Raw genomic sequence first — 24599 nt, 5'->3', positions numbered from 1 at the left:
GAGGGCAAAAGCATGGACACACCCATCACCAGGGCAGAGCATCAGGAATTTGCAAAACGGCAGGACGAGGAAAACAAGCGGCAGAACAAGCGGATCGACGAGCTGGAGGAAACCGTGCGCCAGATTGGAACGCTTACCGCTTCCGTTGAAAAGCTGGCCGTAAGCATTGAGAGCATGGCGAAGGAGCAGGAGCAGCAGGGAAAACAGCTCCGGGAGCTTGAAGCAAAGGACGGCGAGATGTGGCGGAAGATTGTAGGCTACATAGCAACCGCCATTGTCGGCATTGTTATCGGCTTTGTTTTCAAGCAGATCGGGATGTAACAGGGCAACCGCGCCGGAAGGTTGGGAAACCCCGGCGCAAAAAAAATAAACCTTAAAGGAGGACAACACCATGAAACAGATTAACTGGGTAAAGAAACTTACAAGCCGGAAACTTTGGACGGCGGTCGCTTCCTTCGTTTCCATGATGATCCTGGCAACGGGCGGAGCCGAGAACACGGCGACGCAGGTAACGGCACTTATTATGGCCGGTGCTTCCGTTATTGCCTACATTATCGGGGAAGGATTGACGGATGCGGCAAACATTGAGGGCGAGGTCGGGATCGAGGTCCAGGAGGATACCGAGGAATAGGAGGCAGACCATGGGCATTATTTGGGGAGGCGTAGAGCGTGAGCTTTACGCCTTTTACAGTAGCAAGGGACTTTGTAACAATGGCATTTTCGGGCTGTTCGGCAACTTTTACGCAGAGAGCAGGATGAACCCGAAGAACCTGCAGAACAGCTTTGAAAAGAAACTCGGCTTTACAGACGAGAGCTACACGGCAGCAGTTGACAATGGAAGCTATAAGGACTTCGTACACGACGGTGCAGGCTACGGCTTACATCAATGCACATTTTGGAGCCGGAAACAGGCTATGCTTGCTTTCCACCAGGCAAAGGGCGTATCCATTGGCGACACCTTGACGCAGGCGGAATTTATTTACAAGGAGCTTTCCGAGAGCTTCCCGGCAGTCCTTAAAGTTCTTAAGACAGCCGCCAGCATCCGGGAGGCTTCCGATGCCGTACTGCTACAGTTTGAGAAACCGGGGGATCAGAGCGAAGCCGTCCAGAAGAAGCGGGCGGGCTATGGCCAGGAGTACGAAGCTCTTTACCAGAAAGAAGGAGGGAACGAAGGTATGACAGAGGCACAGGCAAGACAGAAGGTCGTAGGCATTATGCAGGGCTGGATCGGGCTTAAGCGTTCCGACAAAAGCCACGCCCCGATCATTGACACATATAACGGCGATAAGCCGCTGCCCAGGGGGTACAAGGTTACTTACACTGACGCATACTGCGCCACCACGACCAGCGCGGCGGCGATCAAGGCAGGCTATACGGATATTATCCCGGTAGAGTGTTCCTGCTATTATTTGATTGAGAAAGCCAAGGCTATGGGCATTTGGCAGGAAAACGACGCATACATCCCAGCACCGGGCGACGAAGTTCTTTACGACTGGGACGATGGGGCGAACTTTGCTACCACGGATTGCACCGGAACACCGGAACACGTCGGCATGGTTGAGGCAGTAAGCGGAAACACGATAAAAGTTATGGAGGGCAACATGAGCGGCGGAGTCGTAGGACGCAGGAACCTGCAGGTCAACGGCAGATATATCCGGGGCTTTATTTGCCCGAACTACGCCAGCAAGGCGACGGAGAAAGCTCCGGAGAAAAGCATAGACGAGATCGCCACGGAAGTCCTGGCAGGAAGATGGGGGAATAACCCGGAGCGCAAGCAGAAGCTGGAGGCGGCCGGCTACAACTACGAAGCCGTCCAGGCAGCAGTAAACCAGAAAGCGAAAAGCGGAGCTTCTGCAAAGAAAAGCGTTTCTGCAGTAGCCCAGGAGGTACTGGCAGGCAAGTGGGGCAATAACCCAGCCAGGAAGAAAGCCCTGGAGGCGGCCGGCTACGATTACAACGCCGTCCAGGCGGAAGTAAACAGGCTTTGCCAGAAGTAGTCACATTTTCACAAAGGAAAGCCCGGTATTTTGTCTATTTCAGTGAATAGATGAAATCGGGAAACAGGCGTATAATTGTGCGCCAGAGGGGGGTATAAGGGGGTAAAACCCCAGCCCCGAAAAGCGAGAAAAGCCCCGCTGCCGTTTTGGCAGTTGGGGCTTATTTTTTAATTCCAGATATGATTATTTTGTCGCCATCGAAAGAGGCTACGACGCTTCTATTATTCAGATCCACACCCAGGGCAGCCGCCCAGGGCTTCGGTACTGAGAGCTTGAAACCAACGGAACCAGAGCCGCCCTTATTGGCGATTAAGTTAAGTTCCCTTGTTTCAATTCCTTCTGTTGTTTTCTTCATTTCCTACACTTCCTTTTGCGACGTCGCAACGAATTTTATATAAAAGAGGCTTCCCGGCCGCCCTTCGGTATAGCCCGACGGGTAGAGCTTGCATAGCTCGGCTTCACATCACCTATTAACCTTTCTTCCACGCGCCAGGCGCAGATCCTGCGGAGGTTTACGAGTTGCACCGTTTCCCCGGACGGTTTTAAGATTTTCCCATTAAAAATCAGTAAAACTTGTTGAACGACACTCAGGCCGGGAAGCCTTGATTTATACATAGCACCCATCCCACAAGCTGGGGAGCTTGCTTTACTTCTACCCGCCGGGCTTTGGACCGGCCGTCGGTGGTTTAGTGCCAGGGCAGCAGCTACGCCGCCGCCCGTTCAATTTTAAATAACCAGTTTTCCTCGTCTTCGGTTACAAGCCCGAAGTATTCATCCGTCCGGGTAAAGTTGTATTCGATACCGAAGAACTGAAGGAGAACCATTTTATATACTTCCCATTGAGCCTGGCACCAGTCCGCAACCTTACGCTCGCGCTTGTATTCTTCGGTATAATATTCATTTACCCGGCAGGAGTCCAGAGCTTTGTCCCAGGATATAATACAGCACTTAAGCTCCGCCCCTACTTCCGTCTTTAAAAACTTTTCCTTATTCAGCTTCATAATTGCATCCTCCTATTTGTTCAGAGCTTTAACGGCATTTTTAAAACAACGCTCTTTTGCACTCGGTTCGTTTCCATATTCCCGGCGGCTTTTCCGCTTTCCGTTTTCCATAACCATATATCTCACACAGCAATCATCCAAGATGCAAACCACGCAGCGGGAGCAGTTCAGCCCTTCGTAATATTCCTTAAACATTGTATCTTTAACTTTCTTTAATTCAGCCATTTTTATCACCTTTCTTGCTTCCGTTTTTTTGTTTCCGTTCCCTTAAGGTGTGTGTATGGTAACTCTGAAAAGACGGTACGTCAAGTCTTTTTTGAAAGTTTTTTAAAAGAATTTTTAGTGGCATTTCTTACGGTTATTTACACAACAAATACCAGCGTATTATAACAAGAAAGCTGTGGGTCTGCATAGTCTGGTATTCTGCTTCTGTTACCGCAGCCACATACTCATTTTTCCTGCCGATTTTTTTGACTTTCAAAAATTTTTTTTCTCCTAATCGGGAAAGCAGCGTGAGTACGGTGTTGTTCTTCCATTCATTCTTGTCTTTCTCCAATTCTTCCATGATGAGGGAGTATAAAGCTGCCCCTCCATTCTTCCAAATGATTTTCATTAGTACCAATTCGGATTCAGAAATTTGCTGTGCCATAGGGTCCTCCTCTTATCTTAACGCTTTGTAGGTGTATATTCATCTTAACACTTTGTAGGTGATAATGCAATACTATAAAACAAATTAACAACATTTCCAACGGGCGGTGGGATAATCGATATGGAAATAAACTATGCTGCCTTATAGCTGCCCTTGCCCATATAATACCGCTGGAAGCCATGCCGCCGCCACACTTCCCCGCACTGATTTCTACCTACATAAAGACCGTTATAGGCGTGGGCTATAAGTTTGCTTCCGAAAAATGACAGACAGATTGCTATTGCCGGATAAATATAATACCCTCAGTGAATCCCCATAGAATGTAAAGGAGAAAATCGTATGGAAAAATTGATGTACATGATGATGATTGAGAAAAGCAAGACCTATAATAAAATGACAAAACAGGTAGTTGTGGAACACGTTGAGAACATAAGAAAGCTGGACGATGAGGGAAAGCTGGAAATCTGCGGTGTCTTTAAAGGTTATCCGGGAATGGCAGGTATGTATATCCTAAAAACAGAGAGCCGTGAAGTACCAAACTACCTGCGTTTCTTAAACTTCTCCTTTGCATACTCATAGGCTTCTTGGATATATGGTTTCAATTCCTCAAATGTCTTTTCAGAGGGGTTCAATGCACATATCCACGCCATCCATGCGTAGACAGGATGGGGGAGTATCTCATTCAATACGGTAAAGTCATAATCCATATCTACAACGCCGTCTGCTGGCGGACGTTTTGGGATTGCTCCAAACAATTCCGCAAAAGTGCTTTTCCGTATTCCCAGATTCACACGGCAGACGTTCTCTCTGTTTAAACCAGAACCTTTGTCATTATCACCGTCTTTTTCCTTAACAGTCAATATATAAACGCCACGCTTCAGCACATGGTCTGGGTTATAGAAAATCCCTTTCTCGCCCCAACTCTCAACTATGACTGTCCCCTCAAGATTTTGGGCAGATTTTTTAGTATTCCCTGCGGATGGGAATTTGATTCATATAATTTAAAATTGGGTGAGAGAATTTTATCCCTCACCCAATAGCCCGTTGGAAAATGGATTGTCTTAGAAACTTATAAGATTTTCTTCAGCTTTTCCATAAGTGTTCCAATCTTGCATAAATCGCTCCTGCAATCAATACCGATAATAGAGTTTCATTTTCAATATCATTCAGCAAGCCCTCAACGGTCTGGCTCTTTGATGACGGTTACTTGTAAATGTGTTACTTCAACCAATGTTTCCTGCTTGCATTTTGGACAGAATAGTGGGAAATTCTTTAGCTCTGTATCTTTCCTAATTCTGGTTCGGCTCTTGTTGCCGCAAATAGAGCAGTATATCCATTGTGTCTTAGTATCCATAGCTATTTTTTTACTACAGGTATCCATACTTCATATTGTGCATTTTGCGGGTCTGGATTTAGGTAAACCTCGACATCGGGAGCATTACCATATTCGTATCCCGATGTCGGCAGCCATTCTGTTACGATACGTCGTTCTAATTCCTGAATAGACTGATTTGTACCCTCTCCAGAAAAGATTGCCCATGTAGCTGCTGGCACGATATATTCTTCAAGTTCATTCTTTTCTTGTGAAGTTGATACTGCAATATAATACTTCCACGGTTCCGTATCATTACAAGTGCTGACGCCAAGTACTCCCATAGGCGGCGTATCCATCATACCGATTAATCTTTGCAATGTTCCGTTCATGGATATTTCCTGCCACTTTGGAGGTATCACTGTAAAATTTTTTTCAATGTCCTTATGAAGCGGTACCGATACGCCTACAATACGGAATGCATCTTTTGTTTCAATTCGATAATTCATTTCTTCCACTCCTTTAACTGTAATTTTAAATAAGATAGGCGGGAAGGATTTTACGGATACACCCTCGTTTTTAACAGCAGATGGGGCGACTCCATGAACAGATTGAAATGCTCTGTTAAATGCAGTAGGGGAATTATATCCATATTTTCCTGCCGCATCAATGATTTTCATACTTTTACTCTGTAAATCTACAGCGGCAAGTGACATTTTTCTCCTGCGGATGTATTCAGATAAAGAAATTCCTGCCATATAGGTAAACATTCTCTGGAAATGATAAGAAGAACAACAGGCAATCTGCCCAAGCTGTTCATAATCCATTTCATCTGTCAAATGTTCCTCAATATAACCGATTGCATCATTTAATCTTTCAATCCATTCCATAACAAAAATCCTCCTAACAGTTTTTAGTATAGATTATGATTCCGTTTTTTTCCTCTCAATCTTTGCACAAAAAAGAGAGGTGATTATTTTAGTAATTGCTATTTGCTTTTCTTGCTTGACTGCATAAGTTACGGGTAGATAAAGTATAGCTTTTTCCGTCTTTGATAAAATGTGTCCCACACTGCCGAAATTCAAAATGGATTTTCGTTTGTTTATGCTGGAGTGTGTACCCCGTTGTCATTGATGGCAGCTTTTATTCATATAATTCCTATCTCATACCACCATATTTATTTTTCAGCTTCCGAAGCTTAAATCCGCAATGGATAAATAAGTAAAGATACACGATCAGCAGAAGGGATATTAGAATGGTAAACATATCCGCAAAAGGATGGCTATACTCCATGCTGTTAACGAAGCTAGGGAACAGACAGCAGAAAAAAATGCATATCAGCGGAAGCATACGGGTTTTGACAATGTGGTTTACCATATCAATGCGGGAGTTGGCATCGGAGAATATCTCCGTATCCTGTTCCATATTTGTCTCTGACACAGGCTTTCGGAAGTAGAGCCATCCCGTGCAGCGTGTAACATATTCCCAGCCATAGTCCCGGAAGATTTGAAAATAATCATTGTTTTCCGTATTATTTTTATAATCCAGACGGTAGACAACATCCTTAGGCGTACAGCTTTCAAAAATAAAGAAGCATGGTACAATCATTTTCACCAGCTTCCAGCCATTTTGATGCTGACTGCGAAGCCAGATTTCTTCCTCCTCATAATCGGAAATGGTAAAAAAGCGTATCAGGGTCTTGCGGTTATTCATTTACATTCTCTCCTTTACTGTTTTTATACAGGCGTTCGATGCGGTGAAGCTCAAGAGTTAAGATTTCCTGCCCAAGCTCGGTGATCTGATACAGCTTTCGCTTTTCTTCCTCCCGCACAAAGGCAATCAGTCCGTCCTTTTCCATTTTGGAGAGGGTTCCGTACATCGTACCTGCGCTGATGGTCAAAGCGCCTCCTGTCATCTGCCTGACCTGCTGGCTGATTCCATAGCCATGCTGCGACTGCTGCAGACAGAATAAGATATAAAATCCGCTTTCTGTCATAGGTACATAGATTCGTCTGATCCTGCTGTCCATAAGTGCTCCTTACTATGAAAGGTTTACTATCCTGCTTCGATATATCGAGGTTCGAACTATATTATATCGAACCTCGATGTATTTGTCAACATTTTTTGCAATTGATTTGTCACTTATCATACTTATGAAAGGAAGAGATTATGGGCGGCAGCTTGCCATTGTAAATAATCAGTAATTATTTTATAATGAAAAATATAAGCCAGAATTTGAGATTTTGAAAGGAAGGGTGATTCTTATGGAAGAAATTATTAGAAAGCGTGAAATTCCGCCTATGCCGGAGGGCATCAAGATTCGTATGGCCAGCCGTGGATCATTGCCCAGTCAGGAAATCAGTGACATTTCCCAGTTGGGCGTTCAGGATATAGTCAAAAAAGTCCGCACCGGAAAATACCGTAGCGTGATGATGGCTCCGGATGAGGACAACGAGGAGGGCTTTTTAATGATGGAATCCTCTTCGGACTTGATTTTTTTGCAAATTTGGGATGCTGAAACGGAGACTGCCTGGGCCTGTTTTAACCCGGGATTGCTGGATTCTGATGAGGAAGCTCCCATTGAGCCAAGTGATGGGCAGTCCGTTTTCCCTTTGAAATGCACCATGGGGGATCGGGAGCTGGCGGCAAAATGCGTGGAATGGTATGCACACACATGTGAGCCGTATCCAGGTATGGACTGGCTGAAGAATACGGAGGAATAAATATGTCAGAATTAACATCCATGATGAATATTGGCAAAGAAATGGCAAATAAGCTCATATCGGTTGGCATTGAATCTTCCGAGGAGCTAATTGAGACAGGCGCAAAAAACGCATTTCTTAAGCTAAAGCAGAAATATCCGAAAGTGTGTCTGGTACATTTATATACATTGGAGGGAGCAATCCATAATACGGAATACAACAGACTTTCAGAGGATACAAAAAAGGAATTAAAAGAATTCAGCGATTTTCTGAAAAAATAGCAGGGGTGTAAAATGTTTCTATATGCATATTAGAACTGACGGAGCAGGAAAAGAAAAAATTCTGGGGAGTAATTGTAACTGTGGTAATTGGATCCGTGCTGATTTTGTTAGTGCCTGTAGTCTGCCATATTATTTTTTATGAGAAATAATTCGGACTTTGGCTAGGCAGTGCTTGCAGTTTGCTCTGAAAATAATTGAAATACTTTGTAAGAGACAGTATAATTAAATGAAAAATAAACCAGTGAATATGCATTGCAATTATTACGGATTTATTTTAAAATCAGATATAGAATTTGAAACCATTTCAAAATCAATGCAGATATTTAGGTAAATGTATTCATATTCATTCTCACCAAAAAGGAAACAAAGATGGGACAGATTGCGAATCAGATGGCCATTGAGCTTTACTGCAAGCTCAAGAAAAAGGCAAAGGAAGCAAGACTGCAGAAGCAGTCAGCCAAAAAACAGAATGGAATGAAACAAATTTCATTATAAATATTAAATTCAGGAGGTGGTTGCTCATGCGTGAGATTCAGGCACAGCAGATTACGGATGTTGTGGAGAAATTATGTATTGAAGCAAATCAGTATCTTCCCGAGGATGTTCAGGGTGCCATTCGGCGCTGCCGGGCATGCGAGGACTGGGAGATTGCCCAGGGGGTACTGGATAAGATTATTACAAATTTTGAGATTGCAGAACAGGAGAACGTTCCTATTTGCCAGGATACCGGAATGGCTTGTGTATTCCTGGAGATTGGACAGGATGTGCATATCGCGGGCGGCGATTTAAGAGAGGCCGTGGACGAGGGTGTGCGCCGGGGCTATGACAAGGGATATCTTCGGAAATCTGTAGTAAAAGACCCGGTGCGCCGTGGAAATACGGGAGACAATACACCGGCTATGCTCTATACGGAGATTGTTCCCGGAGAGCAGATTAAGGTGACAGTTGGGCCTAAGGGCTTTGGAAGCGAAAATATGAGCGCTATCCGTATGTTTAAGCCCTCCGCAGGAATTGAGGGAATCAAGGATTTCATTCTGGAGACTGTGGAGACGGCCGGTCCCAATCCATGTCCGCCTATGGTTGTGGGCGTGGGAATCGGCGGCACCTTTGATAAGTGCGCATTGCTTGCGAAGAAAGCTCTCATGCGCAGCACGGATGAGAGGAACCCGGACCCCTATTATGCGGATCTGGAGGCTGAGATGCTGGAAAAGATTAATAAGCTTGGCATTGGACCTCAGGGCTTTGGCGGAAAGACTACGGCTCTGGCTCTTAATATTGAGACGCTGCCTACACACATTGCAGGAATGCCCTGTGCAGTGAATATCAACTGCCATGTGACGCGCCATAAGACGGAGGTGATCTAGAATGGAAAAACATATTCAATTGCCGCTTACGGAGGAAATTGCAAAGACACTTCATGCCGGAGACAGTGTTTATCTGACCGGAACGATTTATACATCCAGAGATGCGGGGCATAAAAGGATGTGTGAGGCCCTGGCAAGGGGCGAGGAGCTTCCCTTTGATCCAACGGATGCGACTATTTACTATGTAGGGCCTACTCCGGCTAAGCCGGGACAGGTGATTGGTTCCGCAGGGCCTACTACCAGCGGCCGGATGGATGCTTACGCACCTACCATGATGTCAGTTGGCGCCAGAGGCATGATTGGCAAAGGAGCCAGACTGCCGGAGGTTGTGGACGCCATGAAGAAGTACCACGGCGTTTACTTCGGAGCCATCGGCGGAGCGGGTGCGCTTCTGGCAAAGTGTATTAAGAAGTGTGAGCTGATTGCCTATGAGGATCTGGGAGCAGAGGCTCTTCGGAAGCTCTATGTGGAGGATATGCCTCTGGTGGTGATTATTGACAGCGAGGGGAAGAATCTTTACGAGGACGGGAAGGCCGCTTATCTGGCTTCGCAGAAATAGAATGAAAAATACATAAAAAACAGGCCAAGGTTATGGATACATGATTTTGGCCTGTTTACGTTCCATAATGATTCTGGTGGCTTTTACAATGGGAAAATGATATAATTATGAAGGATACAAGCAGAGCGGTGAATGAAGGTGATTTCTGAATTTTACTGCTGCGGAAAACAAATGGAAAACGAAAACTGCTTGAAATAGATGTATTCCTGGTAAAAAGAAAAAGATTTATGAATGCTGGAGGAAAAAGAGAATGCATGATTCGGCTATAGAGATGGCAAAAAGAATGTTGGTGGATAGTATATGGAAAAGTGCGAATCTTGAAGGACTGGGAACTACATTTCCAAAGACCGAAGCAATTCTTGCAAATGCTCCTACAACTACGAAAACCGAAGAAGTATTATTTGTTATAAATATGAAGCGTGCATGGCAATTTTTGTTAGACAATCTTGAGTATCATAATTGTATTATGCTGTTGAGAGAGTTTGATAAGATTGTTGGAGAATTGTTGTTTCATTATGCTGGTGAAATAAGGACAATTCCGGTTCAGATTGGCGGCACATCATGGGAACCGGAGCTGCCGCATACAGGAATTATCATGGAAGCAATGAATGAAATAGAGCAAATAGAGGAGATTGAATTAAGAGCTTTAAAATATTTTTGTTTTATTGCGCGGACTCAAATGTTCATTGATGGAAATAAACGGGTAGCGCAGTTAATGGCCAACAAAGTTTTAATTGAAAATAATATAGGAATTTTTCAGATACCTATCGAAAAGCTGGAAGAATTTAAGGGGATGCTGATTGATTTTTATGAAACAGGAAATGATACAAAGATTATCGGATTTATGAAAGAATATTGCATTAGAAGGATACGGGGGGTAAAAGGATTGCTTTAACGATACCAATTGGAAGGGAAAGAAGAATAAAATAATAGATTTATGGAGGATTTATATGGCTCTGGAAAACAAATTAGGTATTAATGATTCGGCAGAGCTTGCGAGGGCAGAAGAAAGAATAAGCAAGACGAAAGCCGTTAGATTATATGAAAGTAAAATTGCCGAAGATTTTGAAGTTGGGAAATTTTCTGGACTTGCGAAGATTCATAAATTTTTATTTGACGAGATATATGACTTTGCCGGCAGGATAAGAACTGTAAATATAGCAAAAGGCAATTTCAGATTCGCACCTGTAATGTATTTGGATGCTGCGTTAAAACATATTGGTGATATGCCTCAATCTACATTTAATGAAATCATCGAAAAATATGTGGAAATGAACGCTGCTCATCCTTTTAGAGAAGGTAATGGAAGAAGCATGCGTATATGGCTTGATTTCATATTAAAAAAAGAATTAAAGTTAGTTATAGATTGGAATAAAGTTGACAAAGAAGATTATTTACTTGCTATGGAAAGAAGTCCGGTTAAGGATGTGGAAATAAAGGTTTTACTAAAGAATGCATTAACTGATCAAATAGACAACAGAGAAATATTTATGAAAGGAATTGACGCAAGTTATTACTACGAGGGGTACAATACATTTAAGGCAGAAGAATTGTAGAAAAGGAGGGAAAATGTGTGGCGAGAACAATCAGCATTGGATGTCAGAATTATGGGACGATTCGAAGAGAAGGCTACTTTTATATAGATAAAACCTCGTTCATCCGTGAATGGTGGGAGAGCGGGGACAGCGTAACCTTGATTACACGGCCCAGAAGGTTCGGAAAAACCCTTACCATGAGCATGACAGAGCAGTTTTTCTCTGTAAACTATGCCAAGAGGGAGGAGTTATTTGAGGGGCTTTCCGTTTGGGAAGATGAAAAGTTTCGAAAGCTCCAGGGGACGTATCCCGTTATCAGCCTGTCCTTTGCCAATATAAAGGAACAGAATTACGAGACAGCACGCAGGAAGCTCTGCCATATATTTTCCAATCTTTATTCCCAGTATGATTTTCTGTTAGAAGGGTCTTTGCTGAATGAGAAGGAAAAAAGATTTTTCGATGCTGTGTCTGTGGATATGGATGATGTAACGGCTACTCTGTCGCTGCATCAGCTGTCCTTGTACCTGTCGCGTTACTATGGAAAAAATGTGCTTATTCTATTAGATGAATATGATACTCCTATGCAGGAGGCCTATGTGCATGGATATTGGGAGGAAATGACGGCATTTACGAGAAGTCTTTTTAATGCGGCTTTTAAGACGAATTCCTGCCTGGAACGCGCCCTTATGACAGGGATTACCAGAGTGAGCAGAGAATCGATTTTTTCCGATCTGAATAATCTGAAGGTAGTAACAACTACTTCGGATAAATACGCAGACAGCTTCGGCTTCACAGAGGAAGAGGTCTTTGCGGCACTGGAAGAATTTGAACTGCCGGAGCGCAAACAGGAGGTAAAGAGGTGGTATGACGGCTTTACTTTTGGAAGCCAGACAGATATCTACAATCCCTGGTCAATCCTAAATTATCTTGATACAAAGCGGTTAGGCGTCTATTGGGCTGACTCCAGCTCCAACAGTCTGATAGGAAAGCTGATACGGGAAGGAAATAAGGAAATCAAGCAGGAATTTGAAAATCTGTTAAAAGGCGGAACGCTCAAGGTAGAGATAGATGAGCAGATTGTGTACGGGGAGCTTTACGGCAAGAAGAATTCTATCTGGAGCCTTCTGCTTGCAAGCGGTTATCTGAAAACCCTTGAGGTGGAATTCACGGAGGAAAACGGACAGTGGAATTACAGTCTGGTACTGACCAATAAAGAAGTGGGCATTATGTTTTCCAATATGATCCGCGGCTGGTTTTCCGGTTCCGACAGCAGCTATAACGAATTTATAAAAGCCTTACTGAAAAATGATTTAAAGGCCATGAATGCCTATATGAACCGGGTAGCGCTTGCGACCTTCAGTTATTTTGATACAGGAAAGCGCCCTTCCGGTTCAGAGCCGGAGCGGTTCTATCACGGCTTTGTACTGGGACTGATGGTGGAGCTTTCCGACCGCTATGTGCTGACCTCCAACCGTGAAAGCGGCTTTGGCCGGTACGATGTGATGCTGGAGCCGAAAAACGCCCAGGACGACGGGATGATTCTGGAATTCAAGGTGCAGGAAGAGGAAGAAGAGCGTGAGCTTTCCGACACAGTGCAGGCAGCCTTAAGACAGATTGACGAGCAGAATTATGAGGCTGCGCTTATGGAAAAAGGGATTGCCAAGGAGCGGATAAGAAAGTACGGCTTTGCATTTTGTGGGAAAAAAGTATTGATCGGGGCAGGACATCGCGCAGCGACTTAAAATAGGAGGGAAAATGTGTGGCGAGAACAATAAGTATTGGATGTCAGGATTATGGGACGATTCGAAGAGAAGGTTACTTTTATATAGATAAAACCTCATTCATCCGTGAATGGTGGGAGAGCGGGGACAGCGTAACCCTGATTACACGGCCAAGAAGGTTCGGAAAAACCCTTACCATGAGCATGACAGAGCAGTTTTTCTCTGTAAACTATGCCAAGAGGGAGGATTTATTTGAAGGGCTTTCCGTTTGGGAAGATGAAAAGTTTCGAAAGCTCCAGGGGACGTATCCCGTTATCAGCCTGTCCTTAGCCAATGTGAAGGAAAAGGGATACAAGGCTGCTATCCAGAGGATTTTTCAGATTTTAACGGAGTTGTACAATAAAAATATATTTCTTTTGGAAGGCGATTTGCTGACAGAGGAAGAAAAGGCTTATTTTCGCAGCGTGAATTACCGCATGGAGGAGGTAACGGCTACCTGGGCGGTGTATAAAATGTCGGATTTTCTGTCCCGCTATTATGGGAAAAAGGTGATCATCTTACTGGATGAGTATGATACTCCCATGCAGGAGGCCTATGTGGATGGATATTGGGAAGAGATGACGGCATTTACGAGAAGCCTTTTTAATGCGGCTTTTAAGACGAATCCGTACCTGGAGCGCGCCCTTATGACAGGCATTACCAGGGTGAGCAGAGAATCGATTTTTTCCGATCTGAATAATCTGAAGGTAGTAACAACTACTTCGGATAAATACGCAGGCAGCTTCGGCTTCACAGAGGAAGAGGTCTTTGCGGCACTGGAAGAATTTGAACTGCCGGAGCGCAAACAGGAGGTAAAGAGGTGGTATGACGGCTTTACTTTTGGAAGCCAGACAGATATCTACAATCCCTGGTCAATCCTAAATTATCTTGATACAAAGCGGTTAGGCGTCTATTGGGCAAACTCCAGCTCCAACAGTCTGATAGGAAAGCTGATACGGGAAGGAAATAAGGAAATCAAGCAGGAATTTGAAAATCTGTTAAAAGGCGGAACGCTCAAGGTAGAGATAGATGAGCAGATTGTGTACGGGGAGCTTTACGGCAAGAAGAATTCTATCTGGAGCCTTCTGCTTGCAAGCGGCTATCTGAAAACCCTTGAGGTGGAATTCACGGAGGAAAACGGACAGTGGAATTACAGTCTGGTACTGACCAATAAAGAAGTGGGCATTATGTTTTCCAATATGATCCGCGGCTGGTTTTCCGGTTCTGACAGCAGCTATAACGAATTTATAAAAGCCTTGCTGAAAAATGATTTAAAGGCCATGAATGCCTATATGAACCGGGTAGCGCTTGCGACCTTCAGTTATTTTGATACAGGAAAGCGCCCCTCCGGTTCAGAGCCGGAGCGGTTCTATCACGGCTTTGTACTGGGACTGATGGTGGAGCTTTCTGACCGTTATGTCTTGACCTCCAACCGTGAAAGCGGTTTTGGCCGGTACGATGTGATGCTGGAGCCGAAAAATGTCCAGGACGACGGGATGATTCTGGAATTCAAGGTGCAGGACGAGGAGGAGGAGCGTGAGCTTTCCGACACAGTGCAGGCAGCCTTAAGACAGATTGACGAGCAGAATTATGAGGCTGCGCTTATGGAAAAAGGGATTGCCAAGGAGCGGATAAGAAAGTACGGCTTTGCATTCTGTGGGAAAAAAGTATTGATTGGACGGGGATAAAGAAGAGGGGGCATGTTTCCTTGGGATGACTTGTAATATCAAAAAGAATTCGCTATACTAAAAGGAAGGCAAAAAGGATAAACAGTTTACAAAAAGGAGCGCCAAAACATGAAGCTTCGTTTGGAAAAGGCATCGGAGTCCTATTTGGTGGGTGTTTTATTGGCCATTGCAGGCGGATATCTGGATGTCTATACCTACATCTGCCGGGGCGGCGTGTTTGCCAATGCCCAGACAGGCAATATTGTCCTTCTAGGCATTAATGTGGCCGATAAGAACTGGGACAAGATTTTATTTTATATGTACCCGATCCTGGCCTTTATGGCGGGAATCCTGATTACGGAGTACGTGCGGAGGAAATTCCGCTATAATCCGGGGCTCCACTGGAGGCAGATAGTGATTGTTATTGAGTTTGTGGTACTGTGGGTGATAGCGTTTACCCCTTCCGGCGTGTGTGATGATCTTATCAACTCTGCAGTGTCCTTTGTATGCTCCATGCAGGTGGAGAGCTTTCGGCGTTTTAACGGCAGCGCCTATGCCACTACCATGTGCACGGGGAATCTGCGCAGCGCCACAGAGCAGCTTTTTTATTATAACATCAACAAAGACAAAGAAGCGCGGAAAAAGAGTCTGCAATATTACGGCATTATTCTCTTTTTTATCCTGGGTGCAGTCCTGGGAACGGCCATAACCCGGGCTTTTCTGGAACGCTCCGTACTTATTGTCTGCCTTCTGCTGCTTATGGTATTTGTCATTATGTTTATCCCCCCGGCGGAGCAGGCGCCGCCGGAGAAATAGCGTGGAATTTTTGAGAGAGGATAAAAAACGTGGATTATTCGGAAATCGTTTTATTTACCATGGAAATTGTGGGAACCATCGCCTTTGCCTCCTCCGGGGCCATGCTGGCCATCCGCAAGAACATGGACTTATTCGGTGTCGGCGTTCTGGGAGTTATCACCTCTGTGGGAGGCGGAGTCATAAGGGATCTGATTCTGGGCTGCACACCCCCGAATATGTTCCGGAATCCCGTATATACCATGGTAGCTTTAGGGGTATCAATCTTTCTGTTTCTTGTTATATATACCCTGCGCAGCTCCCGTCAGAGCATACCCTCTGGGGATGCTAAAGGAGTGCGCGCCCTGCCGGAGAAGCTTGCGGCGGCCTATGATAAGACGATGACACTCTTTGATGCCCTTGGGCTTGGAATCTTTACGGTAATGGGGATCAATACGGCCCGGACGCTTGGATATGATCAAAGGTTTCTTTTGATCTTTGTCGGCGTTATCACAGGCGTGGGAGGCGGACTGCTGCGGGATGTGATAGCGCAGGAAAAGCCCTATATACTGACAAAGCATATCTATGCCTGCGCATCCATTGCAGGCGCTTTTGCCTGTGTATACGCAGGGGAAAGACTTGGAGAGCTGGCCGCTATGGCATTGGGGGCCCTTGTTGTAATTCTTGTGCGCCTTTTGGCGATGCATTACCGGTGGAACCTGCCCCGGATTGGATGAATACGCAGCCTGCTTGTTTACTTTTCCAAAGAAAAATGATACAATGTCGAATGGTTAGTTTGAACTGGGAGGGACATAAAGGTTATGGCAACAGGCACATCCGGCAGACGCCGGGCCAGTACAAAAAAGAAAACGACAGCGGCGTCCAGAAAGGCAGCGGCAAAAAAACGGGAAGAGACGGCATTCATTCGGGATGAGGTTCTCATACTCGTTCTTTTTGCCGTGTCCGTTCTTCTGCTTATCAGCAATTTCGGCATTGGCGGGGCTGCAGGCGGATTTGTCAGCAGCGTGATGTTCGGTCTTTTTGGAATATTTGCATATTTACTGCCAATCGGGCTGTTTCTGCTTACGGCGTTTTCCATTTCCAACCGGGAGAATACCATTGCGGCGATAAAAGCGGCGGCTATGGGAACGGCGTTCTTTCTTCTGTGCGCAATTGCACAGCTTGTCAGCGGCGAAAAAGAAGGAGCAGGGACGGCTGGGGCTTTCTATGCTTACAGCGCAGAGCATAAAACGGGAGGCGGCTTTTTCGGAGGCCTGCTCAGTAAGATGCTTACGGGGGCTTTCGGAACCATCGGAGCCTGGCTGGTGCTTCTGGTGCTTCTGATTATCTGTGTCGTTGTGATCACGGAGCGTTCCTTTATCAGCGGTGTCAAGACAGGCAGCAAAAAGGTCTACAATACGGCCAGAGAGGATGCGAGACGCCATAAGGCGCTGGCCGGCGAACGCAGGGAAGCCCGCAGAAAGGCCATGGAGGAGCAGGAAGCAAAAGAGGAAGAGGAACGGAAAAAGAGCCGCATGGAGCGGAAGATTTCCGGCGTGGCCCTGGAGGGAACTACCATCAAAAAAGAAGCCTATACGGATGAGATGCGTGAGATTACCTTGTCGGAGGAACCGGATCTGAAGGATTTGGACGAGATGTTTGAGATTCCCATCCAGCGCCAGAGAAAGCTCCAGGAGGAACCGGAGGCAGAAGAGGAAGAAGCAGCAGATCAGATCGAAACAGAGACCGTAAGAGAGCTTCGGCCGGAACCGGAAGCCGTACAGGAGGAGGCTTATCCGGAGGAATGGGAAGAGGAGGAGCCGGAACCGGAACCGGAGGAGCCTCCCCGTATGGATACACGGCAGAGCGCGGCGCCTGCTTCCCGGGAATTTGCAAGACAGCCTGCGCCGGAGAATTCCGTCCGCCGTGTGGAGCCTGTTTCCCGGGCGAGCGGACAGAGTACGGCCCATTCGAATATTCCGTCCTCCGGCGGCGGACAGCGCATTTTCAAGAAGGCGCCTTATCAGTATCCGCCTATTCGGCTTTTAAGACAGGTAAAAAATAATGAAAATAAAGACGCAGACCGGATTCTTAAGGAGACAGCCATTCATCTGCAGCAGATTTTACGTGACTTTGGCGTAGGGGTAACCGTGACCAATGTAAGCCAGGGGCCGTCGGTGACGCGCTATGAGATTCAGCCGGATCAGGGAGTGAAGGTCAGCAAGATTGTATCCCTGGCGGATGACATCAAGCTGAACCTGGCTGTGGCCGATGTGCGTATCGAGGCGCCGATTCCGGGAAAAGCGGCCGTAGGTATTGAGGTTCCCAATGCGGAAAATGCCATTGTATCCTTCCGGGAGCTGATTGCATCTGCGGAATTTAAAAACCACAAGTCAAAAATCGCTTTTGCAGTGGGAAAAGACATTGCCGGAAAGATTATGGTGACGGATATCGGCAAGATGCCCCATCTGCTGATTGCGGGAGCCACAGGATCCGGTAAATCTGTCTGTATCAATACCTTGATTATGAGCATTCTCTACAAAGCCGACCCAGAAGAGGTTAAGCTGATTATGGTTGACCCTAAGGTGGTGGAGCTGAGCGTATACAATGGAATTCCTCATCTTTTCATTCCGGTGGTTACGGATCCCAAGAAGGCGGCCGGCGCTTTAAACTGGGCGGTGGCGGAGATGACAAAGCGTTACAAGCTGTTTGCGGATTATAACGTAAGGAATCTCCAGGGATACAATGAGAAAATCAAGGGAATCGAGCATATTGAAGATGAGAATAAGCCGGAGAAGCTGCCGCAGATTGTCATTGTGGTGGACGAGCTGGCAGACCTTATGATGGTGGCGCCGGGAGAGGTGGAGGATGCCATCTGCCGTCTGGCGCAGCTGGCGAGAGCGGCCGGCATTCATTTGATTATTGCAACCCAGCGGCCTTCCGTAAATGTTATTACTGGCCTTATTAAGGCAAATATGCCCTCGCGGATAGCATTTGCCGTGTCTTCCGGCGTGGATTCCCGGACAATTCTGGATATGAACGGGGCGGAGAAGCTTCTGGGAAAGGGCGATATGCTCTTTTATCCCTATGGATATCCCAAGCCTGTCCGTGTCCAGGGCGCCTTTGTCTCCGATGAGGAAGTAAGCGCTGTGGTGGAATTTTTGAAGGATACCAATGCTGAGGCTTCCTACAGCAATGAGGTGGAGGAGCATATGAATACCGTTCAGCCGGCATCACTTGACACAGGAGCTTCGGGAGAAGGGCCCCAGCGGGACGCACTGTTTGCGGAAGCCGGAAAGTTCATTATTGAAAAAGACAAGGCTTCCATCGGCATGCTGCAGCGGTGGTTCAAGGTGGGCTTTAACCGGGCAGCCCGGATTATGGATCAGCTGGCAGAGGCTGGAGTCGTGGGGGAGGAAGCAGGAACAAAGCCAAGAGAGATATTGATGACGATGGAAGAATTTGAACAATACATAGAGGAATGTGTATAAAGCAGGTGTCTTTGGAAGAGAAATGAGGGAAGTACATGCGGTGTCCCAAATGCGGTGCGGAGCTGGAAGCAGGAAGCATTTACTGTAATGTCTGCCTGCAGGAGCTTCAGATTGTTCCGGACTACGATCCTTTAGATGAAATGGTGATTGGTCAAGAGCCGGAAGAATCCCAAAAGGAAACAGAAGAACAATTACATATGGAACAAAAGCCTGTGCCAGGGCAGCTAAAGAAAAAGCTCCGGCAGTCGAAGCTGTTCTGGCAGCTTCTGTGTACATTTTTTGCTGTGCTGGTCTGCTTTGGGATCTTCCTTCTTTCCTATCGCTCCATGGGAAAGCAGAACAATTATTCCTATCAGCTGAAAAAGGGAAGAGAGTGCATGGAGGCGGAGCAGTATGAGGACGCGCTTCCTTTTCTCAAACAGGCACAAAGCCTTCTGGGCAATACGGAGGGAGGCGACATAGAGCCGCTGCGCCTGTTGGCGGAGGCTTATGTCCAGCTGGACGCAAAGGAGCTTGCACTGGAATGCATGAAGGATGCCATTTTGGTGGAAGCAGCCTGCAGAGGAGATCAATATGAGCTAGAGGAGCTTTATCTTGAGCTGATGGAGCTGCTGAACCAGACGAAACAGACAAATCTCATCGGGGAAATAATAGAGGAATGCGAGTACGAGGGGATTAAGGAGAAGCTGGAGCCTTACCGGATTGAAAAGCCTGTCTGTGATATGGCGGAGGGAACTTATCATTATTATGTTACGCTGGAACTGAAAGCAGAATATGGAACCATTTACTATACGCTGGACGGCACGGAGCCCACGCAGGACAGCATTCGTTATGAAAAGCCCATTGAACTGACAGAGGGAGAGAATCTCTTAAGCGCAGTGGCAATCAACAAAAAGGGCATGGTCAGCGAACCGCTGGTACAGATATACCGGCTGGAATTTAAATATAACCCAGATATGGACAAGGAGGACTAAAGCATGGTAAAACACCTGGTAATGTGGAATTTCAGGGAGGGTTTCCCGGAGGAAAAAAAGGAGGAGAAGGCCCGGGAGGCAGATGAACGCCTGAAGGCTCTGGTGGGGCAGATTAAAGGGCTGGCATTTGCAGAGATGCGCCTGAACCGGCTTCCTGGAAGCAGCCGGGAGCTTCTGCTGATTTCGGAGCTTGAGACGCCGGAGGATCTGGATGCCTACCAAGTACATCCCCTTCATGTGGCAGTGGCGGAGGAAGTGATTAAGCCCGCCGCCTGCGACCGGGTCTGCTTTGATTATGAAATGTAGGTTTTAGTTGAAATCTGACGAAAATTGCATTATGATATTAGAGATGAGTAATTCTGCGCAGTGGATAAGCATATATATTAGAAAATAAGGCACTGTACAAAAATGATACTCCAGGAGGAAGCATATGTTCAAGATTTTGAAAGCAGAGCAGCTCTCTGCAAATGTCTACATGAAAGTCGTTCATGCTCCAAGAGTGGCAAAGTCTTGCGAGCCGGGACAATTTATTATCGTAAAAGTGGACGAGACGGCAGAACGTATTCCGCTGACCATCTGTGATTACGACAGAGAGGCCGGAACCATCACCATCGTGTTCCAGCCCATCGGCGTTTCCACCCACAAGATGGTGGATCTGAAGGAAGGCGATTTCTTTGAGGATTTTGTAGGCCCCTTAGGAAAGCCCTCTGAGCTGGTAACGGATGATTTGGAAGAGGTAAAGAAAAAGAAGGTTGTATTTATCGCCGGCGGCGTGGGAACGGCTCCCGTATATCCCCAGGCAAAATGGCTTCACGATCATGGAATCGAGTGCGATATTATCGTAGGCGCCAGAACGAAGGAGCTTCTGATTCTGGAGGATGAGATGAGCAAGGTGGGCAATCTCCATCTGTGTACCGACGACGGCAGCTACGGCTTCCACGGCGTGGGAACCGCCATGCTGGAAAAGCTGGTGAGCGAGGGTCACAAGTACGATCTCTGTGTAGCCATCGGCCCCATGATTATGATGAAGTTTGCCTGTCTGACCACGAAGAAGCTGGGCATTCCTACCATTGTCAGCATGAATCCGGTTATGGTGGACGGAACCGGTATGTGCGGCGCCTGCCGTGTGCTGGTAGGGGACGAAGTGAAGTTCGCCTGCGTGGACGGACCGGAATTTGACGGCCATCTGATTGATTTTGACCAGGCTATGAAGCGTGCGGCCATGTATAAGACCGAGGAGGGCAGACGCCTTCTGGCTTACCAGGAGGGAGACACCCATCACGGCGGCTGCGGAAATTGCGGAGGTGACAAATAATGGGAGACGTATTAAAGAAAGTACCGGTAAGAGAGCAGGATCCGAAGGTTCGTGCTGCAAATTTTGACGAAGTATGCCTTGGCTACAACAAGGACGAGGCAGTAGAGGAAGCCCAGCGCTGTATCAATTGTAAGAATGCAAAGTGTATGGAAGGATGTCCCGTACAGATTCATATTCCGGATTTTATCAAAGAGGTAAAGGAAGGCAACTTTGAAGGCGCTTACCAGGTTATCAGCAAGTCCTCCGCACTTCCGGCTATCTGCGGCCGCGTATGCCCCCAGGAGAGCCAGTGTGAGGGACGCTGTATCCGCGGTATCAAGGGCGAGCCGGTCTCCATCGGCAAACTGGAGCGCTTTGTGGCTGACTGGGCCAGAGAGCAGGGCATTAAGCCGGAGGTTACCGTAGAAAAGAACGGCAAAAAGGTTGCCGTTATCGGTTCCGGCCCGGCGGGCCTTACCTGCGCCGGAGATCTGGCAAAGCTTGGTTATGACGTAACGATCTTCGAGGCTCTCCACAAGGCCGGCGGCGTGCTGGTATACGGAATTCCCGAGTTCCGTCTGCCCAAGGACGGCGTTGTGCTTCCCGAGGTGGAGAATGTAAAAGCCCTGGGCGTTAAGATTGAGACGGACGTTATCATCGGCAAGTCTGTAACCATTGATGAGCTGATGGAGGAGGAAGGATATGACGCTGTATTTATCGGATCTGGCGCAGGACTTCCGAAGTTTATGGGAATCCCGGGAGAGACGGCCTGCGGCGTGTTCTCTGCCAATGAGTACTTAACCAGAAATAACTTGATGAAAGCCTTTGATCCCAAGTACGATACCCCCATTGCCATCGGCAAGAAGGTTGCCGTAGTAGGCGGCGGAAATGTGGCTATGGATGCCGCACGTACTGCCCTGCGTCTGGGCGCTGAAGTACATATTGTTTACCGCCGTTCCGAGGAAGAGCTTCCGGCCCGTGTGGAGGAGGTTCACCATGCAAAGGAAGAGGGCATTATCTTCGATCTGCTGACCAATCCCACGGAGATTCTCGTAGGCGAGGACGGCTGGGTGAATGGGATCCGCTGCATCCGCATGGAGCTTGGCGAGCCGGATGCCTCCGGAAGGAGACGTCCCGTTGAGGTTCCGGGATCTGAGTTTGATATTGAGGTAGACACAGTGATTATGTCCCTGGGCACCTCCCCCAATCCCTTGATTTCTTCTACGACCAAGGGCCTGGAGATCAACCGGAGGAAATGTATCGTTGCCAGCGAGGATGTGGGAGCTACCTCCAAGGAAGGCGTATTTGCCGGCGGCGATGCGGTAACCGGAGCGGCAACCGTGATTCTTGCTATGGGCGCAGGCAAGGATGCGGCCAGAGGAATTCACGAGTATTTGAGCAAATAGCGAGTATACCCTTGTCCACTGAGGGTAAGAACGTTGTCGGAATTATGACAGCAATAAGAGGCTTTGGAGTGTATATGATGCATTCCAAAGCCTTTTTGTTACAAGATTTTTGAAAAAACAGCAGAATTATTATACAGTAAAAGAAAATGTCAGAAAAATAATAATCAGTGATTGACAAAGCCTTTTCCACAATGTTACCATAAAAGAAAGGCCAGGAGGGCAGGGCTTATGAAGAAGAAATTTAACTTCAAAAGAGTGGCAGCTTATTGTATGATCTTGGTTCTCGCTATCACAGGCACAACAGGGTGCGGTTTGAAGAAGGAGGAATTGCTGGAGGAGATAGAGCTGACGGATACTGTCCGTTGGTTTAATGCTACTTACGCCATATTGACGGAGACGAACAACTGGGATTACAATCTCTTTGGAGGCCTTACGAATACAGAGAAAAACCGGAAAGACGTCCGGAAGCTTTTAAATGAACGGTGGGGGGTTACAGACTGGAATTCAGCGGACATTAATCTGGAAACCATTCGGGATAAGGGCCAGCGTTCGGAATTTGCCAGAATTGTAAAGACGATGGAGAGGGACGGTATGAGCGATATCCCAAAGGAAGAGAGGGAAGCCTTTCTGATTGAGCATTATGATATCGGCGGCGAGGATCGGGCCGGCCTCTATGTGAGCTGGTATGAGATGTATGAGGAATACGGAATTGATGCCATCACAGGCTGGGACTACTGCCGGGCCATGAGCTTTCTGGGATATTATTACATTGCAGGCTATTACGGCAAGGAGGAGGTTCTTGACTTGTCGCTGGAGATTGCCCAGAAGATACAGCCCCTCTATGATTCCTGGGATGAGCTGATGGACAGCTATCTGCGCGGTTATGAATTCTGGTCCGAGGAGAGCAGCTCCTCCAGAAGAGCCTTATATGAGAAGATCAAGACCAGGGACGACAGTCCTTATGAGGTGGATTTTCATATGGAGCTTGAAAAGACGTGGTAAGACATATGGACACTGGAAATAAAGCATAAAGATAGAAAGGGAAGGAATGGGCTGTGATATGCGCCCTTCCTTCCCTTTCTATCTTTATGCTTCCTCGCAGAAATCGGAAGCCAGCTTATTCAGGAGATCCTCTTGAATATCCGGAAAATGTTCCCGTATCAGTTCGGAGACGGCCTCATATCTGCGAAGGTAAAAAAGCTCCTCGGGCAGGGAAACGTCCAGGGCTGTCACGGCTTCTGCGTGGATACCTTCCAAATGATACCAGTCTGTAACCTTTTCAATAAACGCATGCTCTGAAGCAGCCAGAAGTTTAAGCTTTTTTGCGCTTTGGAAGGAAACCATGCCGCCTGCAAAAAAGCCTGCAAAAAGCAGCAGCATTACAATCAGGGCAAAGTCATGGAAAGGAAAGGTCAGAACTCCAGTGAGAGCCAGGATCATAATCACAAGTCCGATACCGCCTACCGATACAAAAGTCCAGGCAGAAGAGCGCATGTCTGCATAGCGTTCCTCCGGGCTTTTGTAAGCTTTCACATATGCAGGCTTCTCCTTTGGCTCATCCAGAATGGCGGCCGGATCAAAATCCTCCGGAAATTCAAAGTCCTCGGGAATCTCAAAGTCCTCTTCCTGCTCCGGTAAAAGCTCCTCTACCAGATCTATATCACAATCAGGACAGTGGGTGATTCCTTCTCGATATTCATTTTTACATTTGGGACACCAGGCCATGGTTGTGTCCTCCTTTCTATCTGTGAACTATTATCTGAAATTTTTACGTTTGTGTCAAGAAAAACATCCTTGGAATAATTGAAATTCTGT

At 46.7% G+C, this 24599-nt stretch carries 31 protein-coding genes and 1 pseudogene; 21 read left to right on the top strand and 11 right to left on the bottom strand.

Annotated elements, in window-relative coordinates; all coding sequences use genetic code 11:
- Positions 1 to 12: 12 nt before the first annotated feature.
- The 3 genes from VV089_RS08825 (at position 13) to VV089_RS08815 (ending at position 1997) form a co-directional block, all read left to right on the top strand.
- Positions 13 to 321, top strand: a complete 309-nt coding sequence (locus tag VV089_RS08825; RefSeq protein ID WP_103240165.1) for a hypothetical protein — start codon at positions 13 to 15, stop codon at positions 319 to 321.
- Positions 322 to 391: 70 nt separating this feature from the next.
- Positions 392 to 631, top strand: coding sequence for a hypothetical protein (locus VV089_RS08820; protein WP_103240103.1), 240 nt, complete (start codon positions 392 to 394; stop codon positions 629 to 631).
- A gap of 10 nt (positions 632 to 641) precedes the next feature.
- A complete protein-coding gene (locus VV089_RS08815; protein ID WP_120398199.1) occupies positions 642 to 1997 on the top strand; it encodes a phage tail tip lysozyme in 1356 nt (451 codons plus the stop codon).
- Positions 1998 to 2157: 160 nt separating this feature from the next.
- Here the strand turns inward: VV089_RS08815 and VV089_RS08810 are convergent, their stop codons facing one another.
- The 4 genes from VV089_RS08810 to VV089_RS08795 all read right to left on the bottom strand — a co-directional run bounded on the left by VV089_RS08810 (position 2158) and on the right by VV089_RS08795 (position 3647).
- Positions 2158 to 2352 (bottom strand): PemI, encoded by a 195-nt coding sequence (locus tag VV089_RS08810; RefSeq protein WP_103240102.1) that lies wholly within the window; start codon positions 2350 to 2352, stop codon positions 2158 to 2160.
- A 349-nt stretch (positions 2353 to 2701) separates the two neighbouring features.
- Entirely contained in the window at positions 2702 to 2998 is a 297-nt protein-coding gene (locus VV089_RS08805; RefSeq protein ID WP_120398200.1) for a hypothetical protein, read from the bottom strand.
- Between the two features lie 12 nt (positions 2999 to 3010).
- On the bottom strand, positions 3011 to 3223 hold the full coding sequence (locus VV089_RS08800) for a hypothetical protein (protein WP_120398201.1): 213 nt from the start codon (positions 3221 to 3223) through the stop codon (positions 3011 to 3013).
- 133 nt (positions 3224 to 3356) lie between these two features.
- Entirely contained in the window at positions 3357 to 3647 is a 291-nt protein-coding gene (locus VV089_RS08795) for a BlaI/MecI/CopY family transcriptional regulator (RefSeq protein WP_334335639.1), read from the bottom strand.
- 339 nt (positions 3648 to 3986) lie between these two features.
- On the opposite strand from VV089_RS08795, the gene VV089_RS08790 reads away from it, so the two are divergent.
- Positions 3987 to 4226, top strand: coding sequence for a hypothetical protein (locus VV089_RS08790; RefSeq protein ID WP_172544753.1), 240 nt, complete (start codon positions 3987 to 3989; stop codon positions 4224 to 4226).
- Here VV089_RS08790 and VV089_RS08785 read toward each other — a convergent pair.
- The 6 genes and pseudogenes from VV089_RS08785 to VV089_RS08765 form a co-directional block, all read right to left on the bottom strand.
- Positions 4187 to 4552: a DUF6194 family protein gene (locus tag VV089_RS08785; protein ID WP_334336232.1), complete on the bottom strand. Its 366-nt coding sequence runs from the start codon at positions 4550 to 4552 to the stop codon at positions 4187 to 4189. The two genes, VV089_RS08790 and VV089_RS08785, sit on opposite strands and share 40 nt — an antisense overlap.
- Before the next feature lie 272 nt (positions 4553 to 4824).
- The gene (locus VV089_RS08780) at positions 4825 to 5001 is read right to left on the bottom strand and encodes a cysteine-rich KTR domain-containing protein (RefSeq protein WP_334335638.1); all 177 of its coding nucleotides are present in this window, start codon (positions 4999 to 5001) and stop codon (positions 4825 to 4827) included.
- A gap of 2 nt (positions 5002 to 5003) precedes the next feature.
- On the bottom strand, positions 5004 to 5849 hold the full coding sequence (locus VV089_RS08775; RefSeq protein WP_334335637.1) for an AraC family transcriptional regulator: 846 nt from the start codon (positions 5847 to 5849) through the stop codon (positions 5004 to 5006).
- An 88-nt stretch (positions 5850 to 5937) separates the two neighbouring features.
- Positions 5938 to 6054, bottom strand: a pseudogene (locus VV089_RS25230) (DUF5131 family protein); the annotation flags it as partial.
- Positions 6055 to 6117: 63 nt separating this feature from the next.
- Positions 6118 to 6672, bottom strand: coding sequence for a DUF2812 domain-containing protein (locus VV089_RS08770; RefSeq protein WP_334335636.1), 555 nt, complete (start codon positions 6670 to 6672; stop codon positions 6118 to 6120).
- Positions 6665 to 6988, bottom strand: a complete 324-nt coding sequence (locus VV089_RS08765) for a PadR family transcriptional regulator (protein WP_334335635.1) — start codon at positions 6986 to 6988, stop codon at positions 6665 to 6667. The genes VV089_RS08770 and VV089_RS08765 overlap by 8 nt, the downstream gene beginning before the upstream one ends.
- Before the next feature lie 235 nt (positions 6989 to 7223).
- Here VV089_RS08765 and VV089_RS08760 point away from each other — a divergent pair, with 235 nt between their 5' ends.
- From VV089_RS08760 to VV089_RS08680, 17 genes are all read left to right on the top strand, one after another.
- Positions 7224 to 7682, top strand: coding sequence for a hypothetical protein (locus VV089_RS08760; RefSeq protein WP_172543649.1), 459 nt, complete (start codon positions 7224 to 7226; stop codon positions 7680 to 7682).
- Positions 7683 to 7684: 2 nt separating this feature from the next.
- Positions 7685 to 7942: a TfoX/Sxy family DNA transformation protein gene (locus VV089_RS08755; protein WP_172543650.1), complete on the top strand. Its 258-nt coding sequence runs from the start codon at positions 7685 to 7687 to the stop codon at positions 7940 to 7942.
- A 369-nt stretch (positions 7943 to 8311) separates the two neighbouring features.
- The gene (locus VV089_RS08750) at positions 8312 to 8437 is read left to right on the top strand and encodes a hypothetical protein (protein ID WP_334335634.1); all 126 of its coding nucleotides are present in this window, start codon (positions 8312 to 8314) and stop codon (positions 8435 to 8437) included.
- Positions 8438 to 8463: 26 nt separating this feature from the next.
- Positions 8464 to 9306 (top strand): fumarate hydratase, encoded by an 843-nt coding sequence (locus VV089_RS08745; protein ID WP_172543651.1) that lies wholly within the window; start codon positions 8464 to 8466, stop codon positions 9304 to 9306.
- A gap of 1 nt (position 9307) precedes the next feature.
- Positions 9308 to 9865 (top strand): Fe-S-containing hydro-lyase, encoded by a 558-nt coding sequence (locus VV089_RS08740; RefSeq protein WP_172543652.1) that lies wholly within the window; start codon positions 9308 to 9310, stop codon positions 9863 to 9865.
- A gap of 250 nt (positions 9866 to 10115) precedes the next feature.
- Positions 10116 to 10760: a Fic family protein gene (locus VV089_RS08735; RefSeq protein ID WP_334335633.1), complete on the top strand. Its 645-nt coding sequence runs from the start codon at positions 10116 to 10118 to the stop codon at positions 10758 to 10760.
- Positions 10761 to 10815: 55 nt separating this feature from the next.
- Positions 10816 to 11421 carry a protein adenylyltransferase Fic gene (fic, locus tag VV089_RS08730; RefSeq protein ID WP_172543654.1) on the top strand — a complete coding sequence of 202 codons (606 nt, stop codon included), beginning with the start codon at positions 10816 to 10818 and terminating at the stop codon, positions 11419 to 11421.
- A gap of 17 nt (positions 11422 to 11438) precedes the next feature.
- A complete protein-coding gene (locus VV089_RS08725) occupies positions 11439 to 13142 on the top strand; it encodes an AAA family ATPase (protein WP_334335632.1) in 1704 nt (567 codons plus the stop codon).
- 17 nt (positions 13143 to 13159) lie between these two features.
- Positions 13160 to 14848: an AAA family ATPase gene (locus VV089_RS08720; RefSeq protein ID WP_334335631.1), complete on the top strand. Its 1689-nt coding sequence runs from the start codon at positions 13160 to 13162 to the stop codon at positions 14846 to 14848.
- A 108-nt stretch (positions 14849 to 14956) separates the two neighbouring features.
- On the top strand, positions 14957 to 15643 hold the full coding sequence (locus VV089_RS08715; protein WP_172543584.1) for a YoaK family protein: 687 nt from the start codon (positions 14957 to 14959) through the stop codon (positions 15641 to 15643).
- Between the two features lie 29 nt (positions 15644 to 15672).
- The gene (locus VV089_RS08710; RefSeq protein ID WP_334335630.1) at positions 15673 to 16356 is read left to right on the top strand and encodes a trimeric intracellular cation channel family protein; all 684 of its coding nucleotides are present in this window, start codon (positions 15673 to 15675) and stop codon (positions 16354 to 16356) included.
- 84 nt (positions 16357 to 16440) lie between these two features.
- A complete protein-coding gene (locus tag VV089_RS08705; RefSeq protein WP_334335629.1) occupies positions 16441 to 19110 on the top strand; it encodes a DNA translocase FtsK in 2670 nt (889 codons plus the stop codon).
- A gap of 35 nt (positions 19111 to 19145) precedes the next feature.
- Positions 19146 to 20084, top strand: coding sequence for a chitobiase/beta-hexosaminidase C-terminal domain-containing protein (locus VV089_RS08700; RefSeq protein ID WP_172543587.1), 939 nt, complete (start codon positions 19146 to 19148; stop codon positions 20082 to 20084).
- A gap of 3 nt (positions 20085 to 20087) precedes the next feature.
- On the top strand, positions 20088 to 20390 hold the full coding sequence (locus tag VV089_RS08695) for a Dabb family protein (protein WP_172543588.1): 303 nt from the start codon (positions 20088 to 20090) through the stop codon (positions 20388 to 20390).
- A 124-nt stretch (positions 20391 to 20514) separates the two neighbouring features.
- Positions 20515 to 21399 (top strand): sulfide/dihydroorotate dehydrogenase-like FAD/NAD-binding protein, encoded by an 885-nt coding sequence (locus VV089_RS08690; protein WP_334335628.1) that lies wholly within the window; start codon positions 20515 to 20517, stop codon positions 21397 to 21399.
- Positions 21399 to 22784, top strand: coding sequence for an NADPH-dependent glutamate synthase (gene gltA, locus VV089_RS08685; RefSeq protein ID WP_172543590.1), 1386 nt, complete (start codon positions 21399 to 21401; stop codon positions 22782 to 22784). The genes VV089_RS08690 and gltA overlap by 1 nt, the downstream gene beginning before the upstream one ends.
- A gap of 228 nt (positions 22785 to 23012) precedes the next feature.
- Positions 23013 to 23786 (top strand): DUF1266 domain-containing protein, encoded by a 774-nt coding sequence (locus tag VV089_RS08680; protein WP_334335627.1) that lies wholly within the window; start codon positions 23013 to 23015, stop codon positions 23784 to 23786.
- An 84-nt stretch (positions 23787 to 23870) separates the two neighbouring features.
- On the opposite strand, the gene VV089_RS08675 is transcribed toward VV089_RS08680, so the two are convergent.
- Positions 23871 to 24509: a hypothetical protein gene (locus VV089_RS08675; RefSeq protein WP_334335626.1), complete on the bottom strand. Its 639-nt coding sequence runs from the start codon at positions 24507 to 24509 to the stop codon at positions 23871 to 23873.
- Positions 24510 to 24599 lie beyond the last annotated feature (90 nt).

The organism is Candidatus Merdisoma sp. JLR.KK011 (genome assembly GCF_036941125.1).
Taxonomy (GTDB): Bacteria; Bacillota; Clostridia; order Lachnospirales; family Lachnospiraceae; genus Laedolimicola.
The sequence above is the reverse complement of the archived record's forward strand: the minus strand, read 5'-3'. Positions and strand labels throughout refer to the sequence as shown.

What these genes read in the sequence shown, in the direction of transcription:
- VV089_RS08735 (WP_334335633.1), top strand. Translation starts at nt 10,116, where the DNA reads ATGCATGATTCGGCTATAGAGATGGCAAAAAGAATGTTGGTGGATAGT.
- VV089_RS08825 (WP_103240165.1), top strand. Translation starts at nt 13, where the DNA reads ATGGACACACCCATCACCAGGGCAGAGCATCAGGAATTTGCAAAACGG.
- gltA (WP_172543590.1), top strand. Translation starts at nt 21,399, where the DNA reads ATGGGAGACGTATTAAAGAAAGTACCGGTAAGAGAGCAGGATCCGAAG.
- VV089_RS08800 (WP_120398201.1), bottom strand. Translation starts at nt 3,223, where the DNA reads ATGGCTGAATTAAAGAAAGTTAAAGATACAATGTTTAAGGAATATTAC.
- VV089_RS08820 (WP_103240103.1), top strand. Translation starts at nt 392, where the DNA reads ATGAAACAGATTAACTGGGTAAAGAAACTTACAAGCCGGAAACTTTGG.
- VV089_RS08705 (WP_334335629.1), top strand. Translation starts at nt 16,441, where the DNA reads ATGGCAACAGGCACATCCGGCAGACGCCGGGCCAGTACAAAAAAGAAA.
- VV089_RS08690 (WP_334335628.1), top strand. Translation starts at nt 20,515, where the DNA reads ATGTTCAAGATTTTGAAAGCAGAGCAGCTCTCTGCAAATGTCTACATG.
- VV089_RS08795 (WP_334335639.1), bottom strand. Translation starts at nt 3,647, where the DNA reads ATGGCACAGCAAATTTCTGAATCCGAATTGGTACTAATGAAAATCATT.
- VV089_RS08700 (WP_172543587.1), top strand. Translation starts at nt 19,146, where the DNA reads ATGCGGTGTCCCAAATGCGGTGCGGAGCTGGAAGCAGGAAGCATTTAC.
- VV089_RS08740 (WP_172543652.1), top strand. Translation starts at nt 9,308, where the DNA reads ATGGAAAAACATATTCAATTGCCGCTTACGGAGGAAATTGCAAAGACA.
- VV089_RS08680 (WP_334335627.1), top strand. Translation starts at nt 23,013, where the DNA reads ATGAAGAAGAAATTTAACTTCAAAAGAGTGGCAGCTTATTGTATGATC.
- VV089_RS08760 (WP_172543649.1), top strand. Translation starts at nt 7,224, where the DNA reads ATGGAAGAAATTATTAGAAAGCGTGAAATTCCGCCTATGCCGGAGGGC.
- VV089_RS08815 (WP_120398199.1), top strand. Translation starts at nt 642, where the DNA reads ATGGGCATTATTTGGGGAGGCGTAGAGCGTGAGCTTTACGCCTTTTAC.
- VV089_RS08775 (WP_334335637.1), bottom strand. Translation starts at nt 5,849, where the DNA reads ATGGAATGGATTGAAAGATTAAATGATGCAATCGGTTATATTGAGGAA.
- VV089_RS08675 (WP_334335626.1), bottom strand. Translation starts at nt 24,509, where the DNA reads ATGGCCTGGTGTCCCAAATGTAAAAATGAATATCGAGAAGGAATCACC.
- VV089_RS08715 (WP_172543584.1), top strand. Translation starts at nt 14,957, where the DNA reads ATGAAGCTTCGTTTGGAAAAGGCATCGGAGTCCTATTTGGTGGGTGTT.
- VV089_RS08770 (WP_334335636.1), bottom strand. Translation starts at nt 6,672, where the DNA reads ATGAATAACCGCAAGACCCTGATACGCTTTTTTACCATTTCCGATTAT.
- VV089_RS08790 (WP_172544753.1), top strand. Translation starts at nt 3,987, where the DNA reads ATGGAAAAATTGATGTACATGATGATGATTGAGAAAAGCAAGACCTAT.
- fic (WP_172543654.1), top strand. Translation starts at nt 10,816, where the DNA reads ATGGCTCTGGAAAACAAATTAGGTATTAATGATTCGGCAGAGCTTGCG.
- VV089_RS08750 (WP_334335634.1), top strand. Translation starts at nt 8,312, where the DNA reads ATGGGACAGATTGCGAATCAGATGGCCATTGAGCTTTACTGCAAGCTC.
- VV089_RS08805 (WP_120398200.1), bottom strand. Translation starts at nt 2,998, where the DNA reads ATGAAGCTGAATAAGGAAAAGTTTTTAAAGACGGAAGTAGGGGCGGAG.
- VV089_RS08810 (WP_103240102.1), bottom strand. Translation starts at nt 2,352, where the DNA reads ATGAAGAAAACAACAGAAGGAATTGAAACAAGGGAACTTAACTTAATC.
- VV089_RS08695 (WP_172543588.1), top strand. Translation starts at nt 20,088, where the DNA reads ATGGTAAAACACCTGGTAATGTGGAATTTCAGGGAGGGTTTCCCGGAG.
- VV089_RS08745 (WP_172543651.1), top strand. Translation starts at nt 8,464, where the DNA reads ATGCGTGAGATTCAGGCACAGCAGATTACGGATGTTGTGGAGAAATTA.
- VV089_RS08780 (WP_334335638.1), bottom strand. Translation starts at nt 5,001, where the DNA reads ATGGATACTAAGACACAATGGATATACTGCTCTATTTGCGGCAACAAG.
- VV089_RS08765 (WP_334335635.1), bottom strand. Translation starts at nt 6,988, where the DNA reads ATGGACAGCAGGATCAGACGAATCTATGTACCTATGACAGAAAGCGGA.
- VV089_RS08755 (WP_172543650.1), top strand. Translation starts at nt 7,685, where the DNA reads ATGTCAGAATTAACATCCATGATGAATATTGGCAAAGAAATGGCAAAT.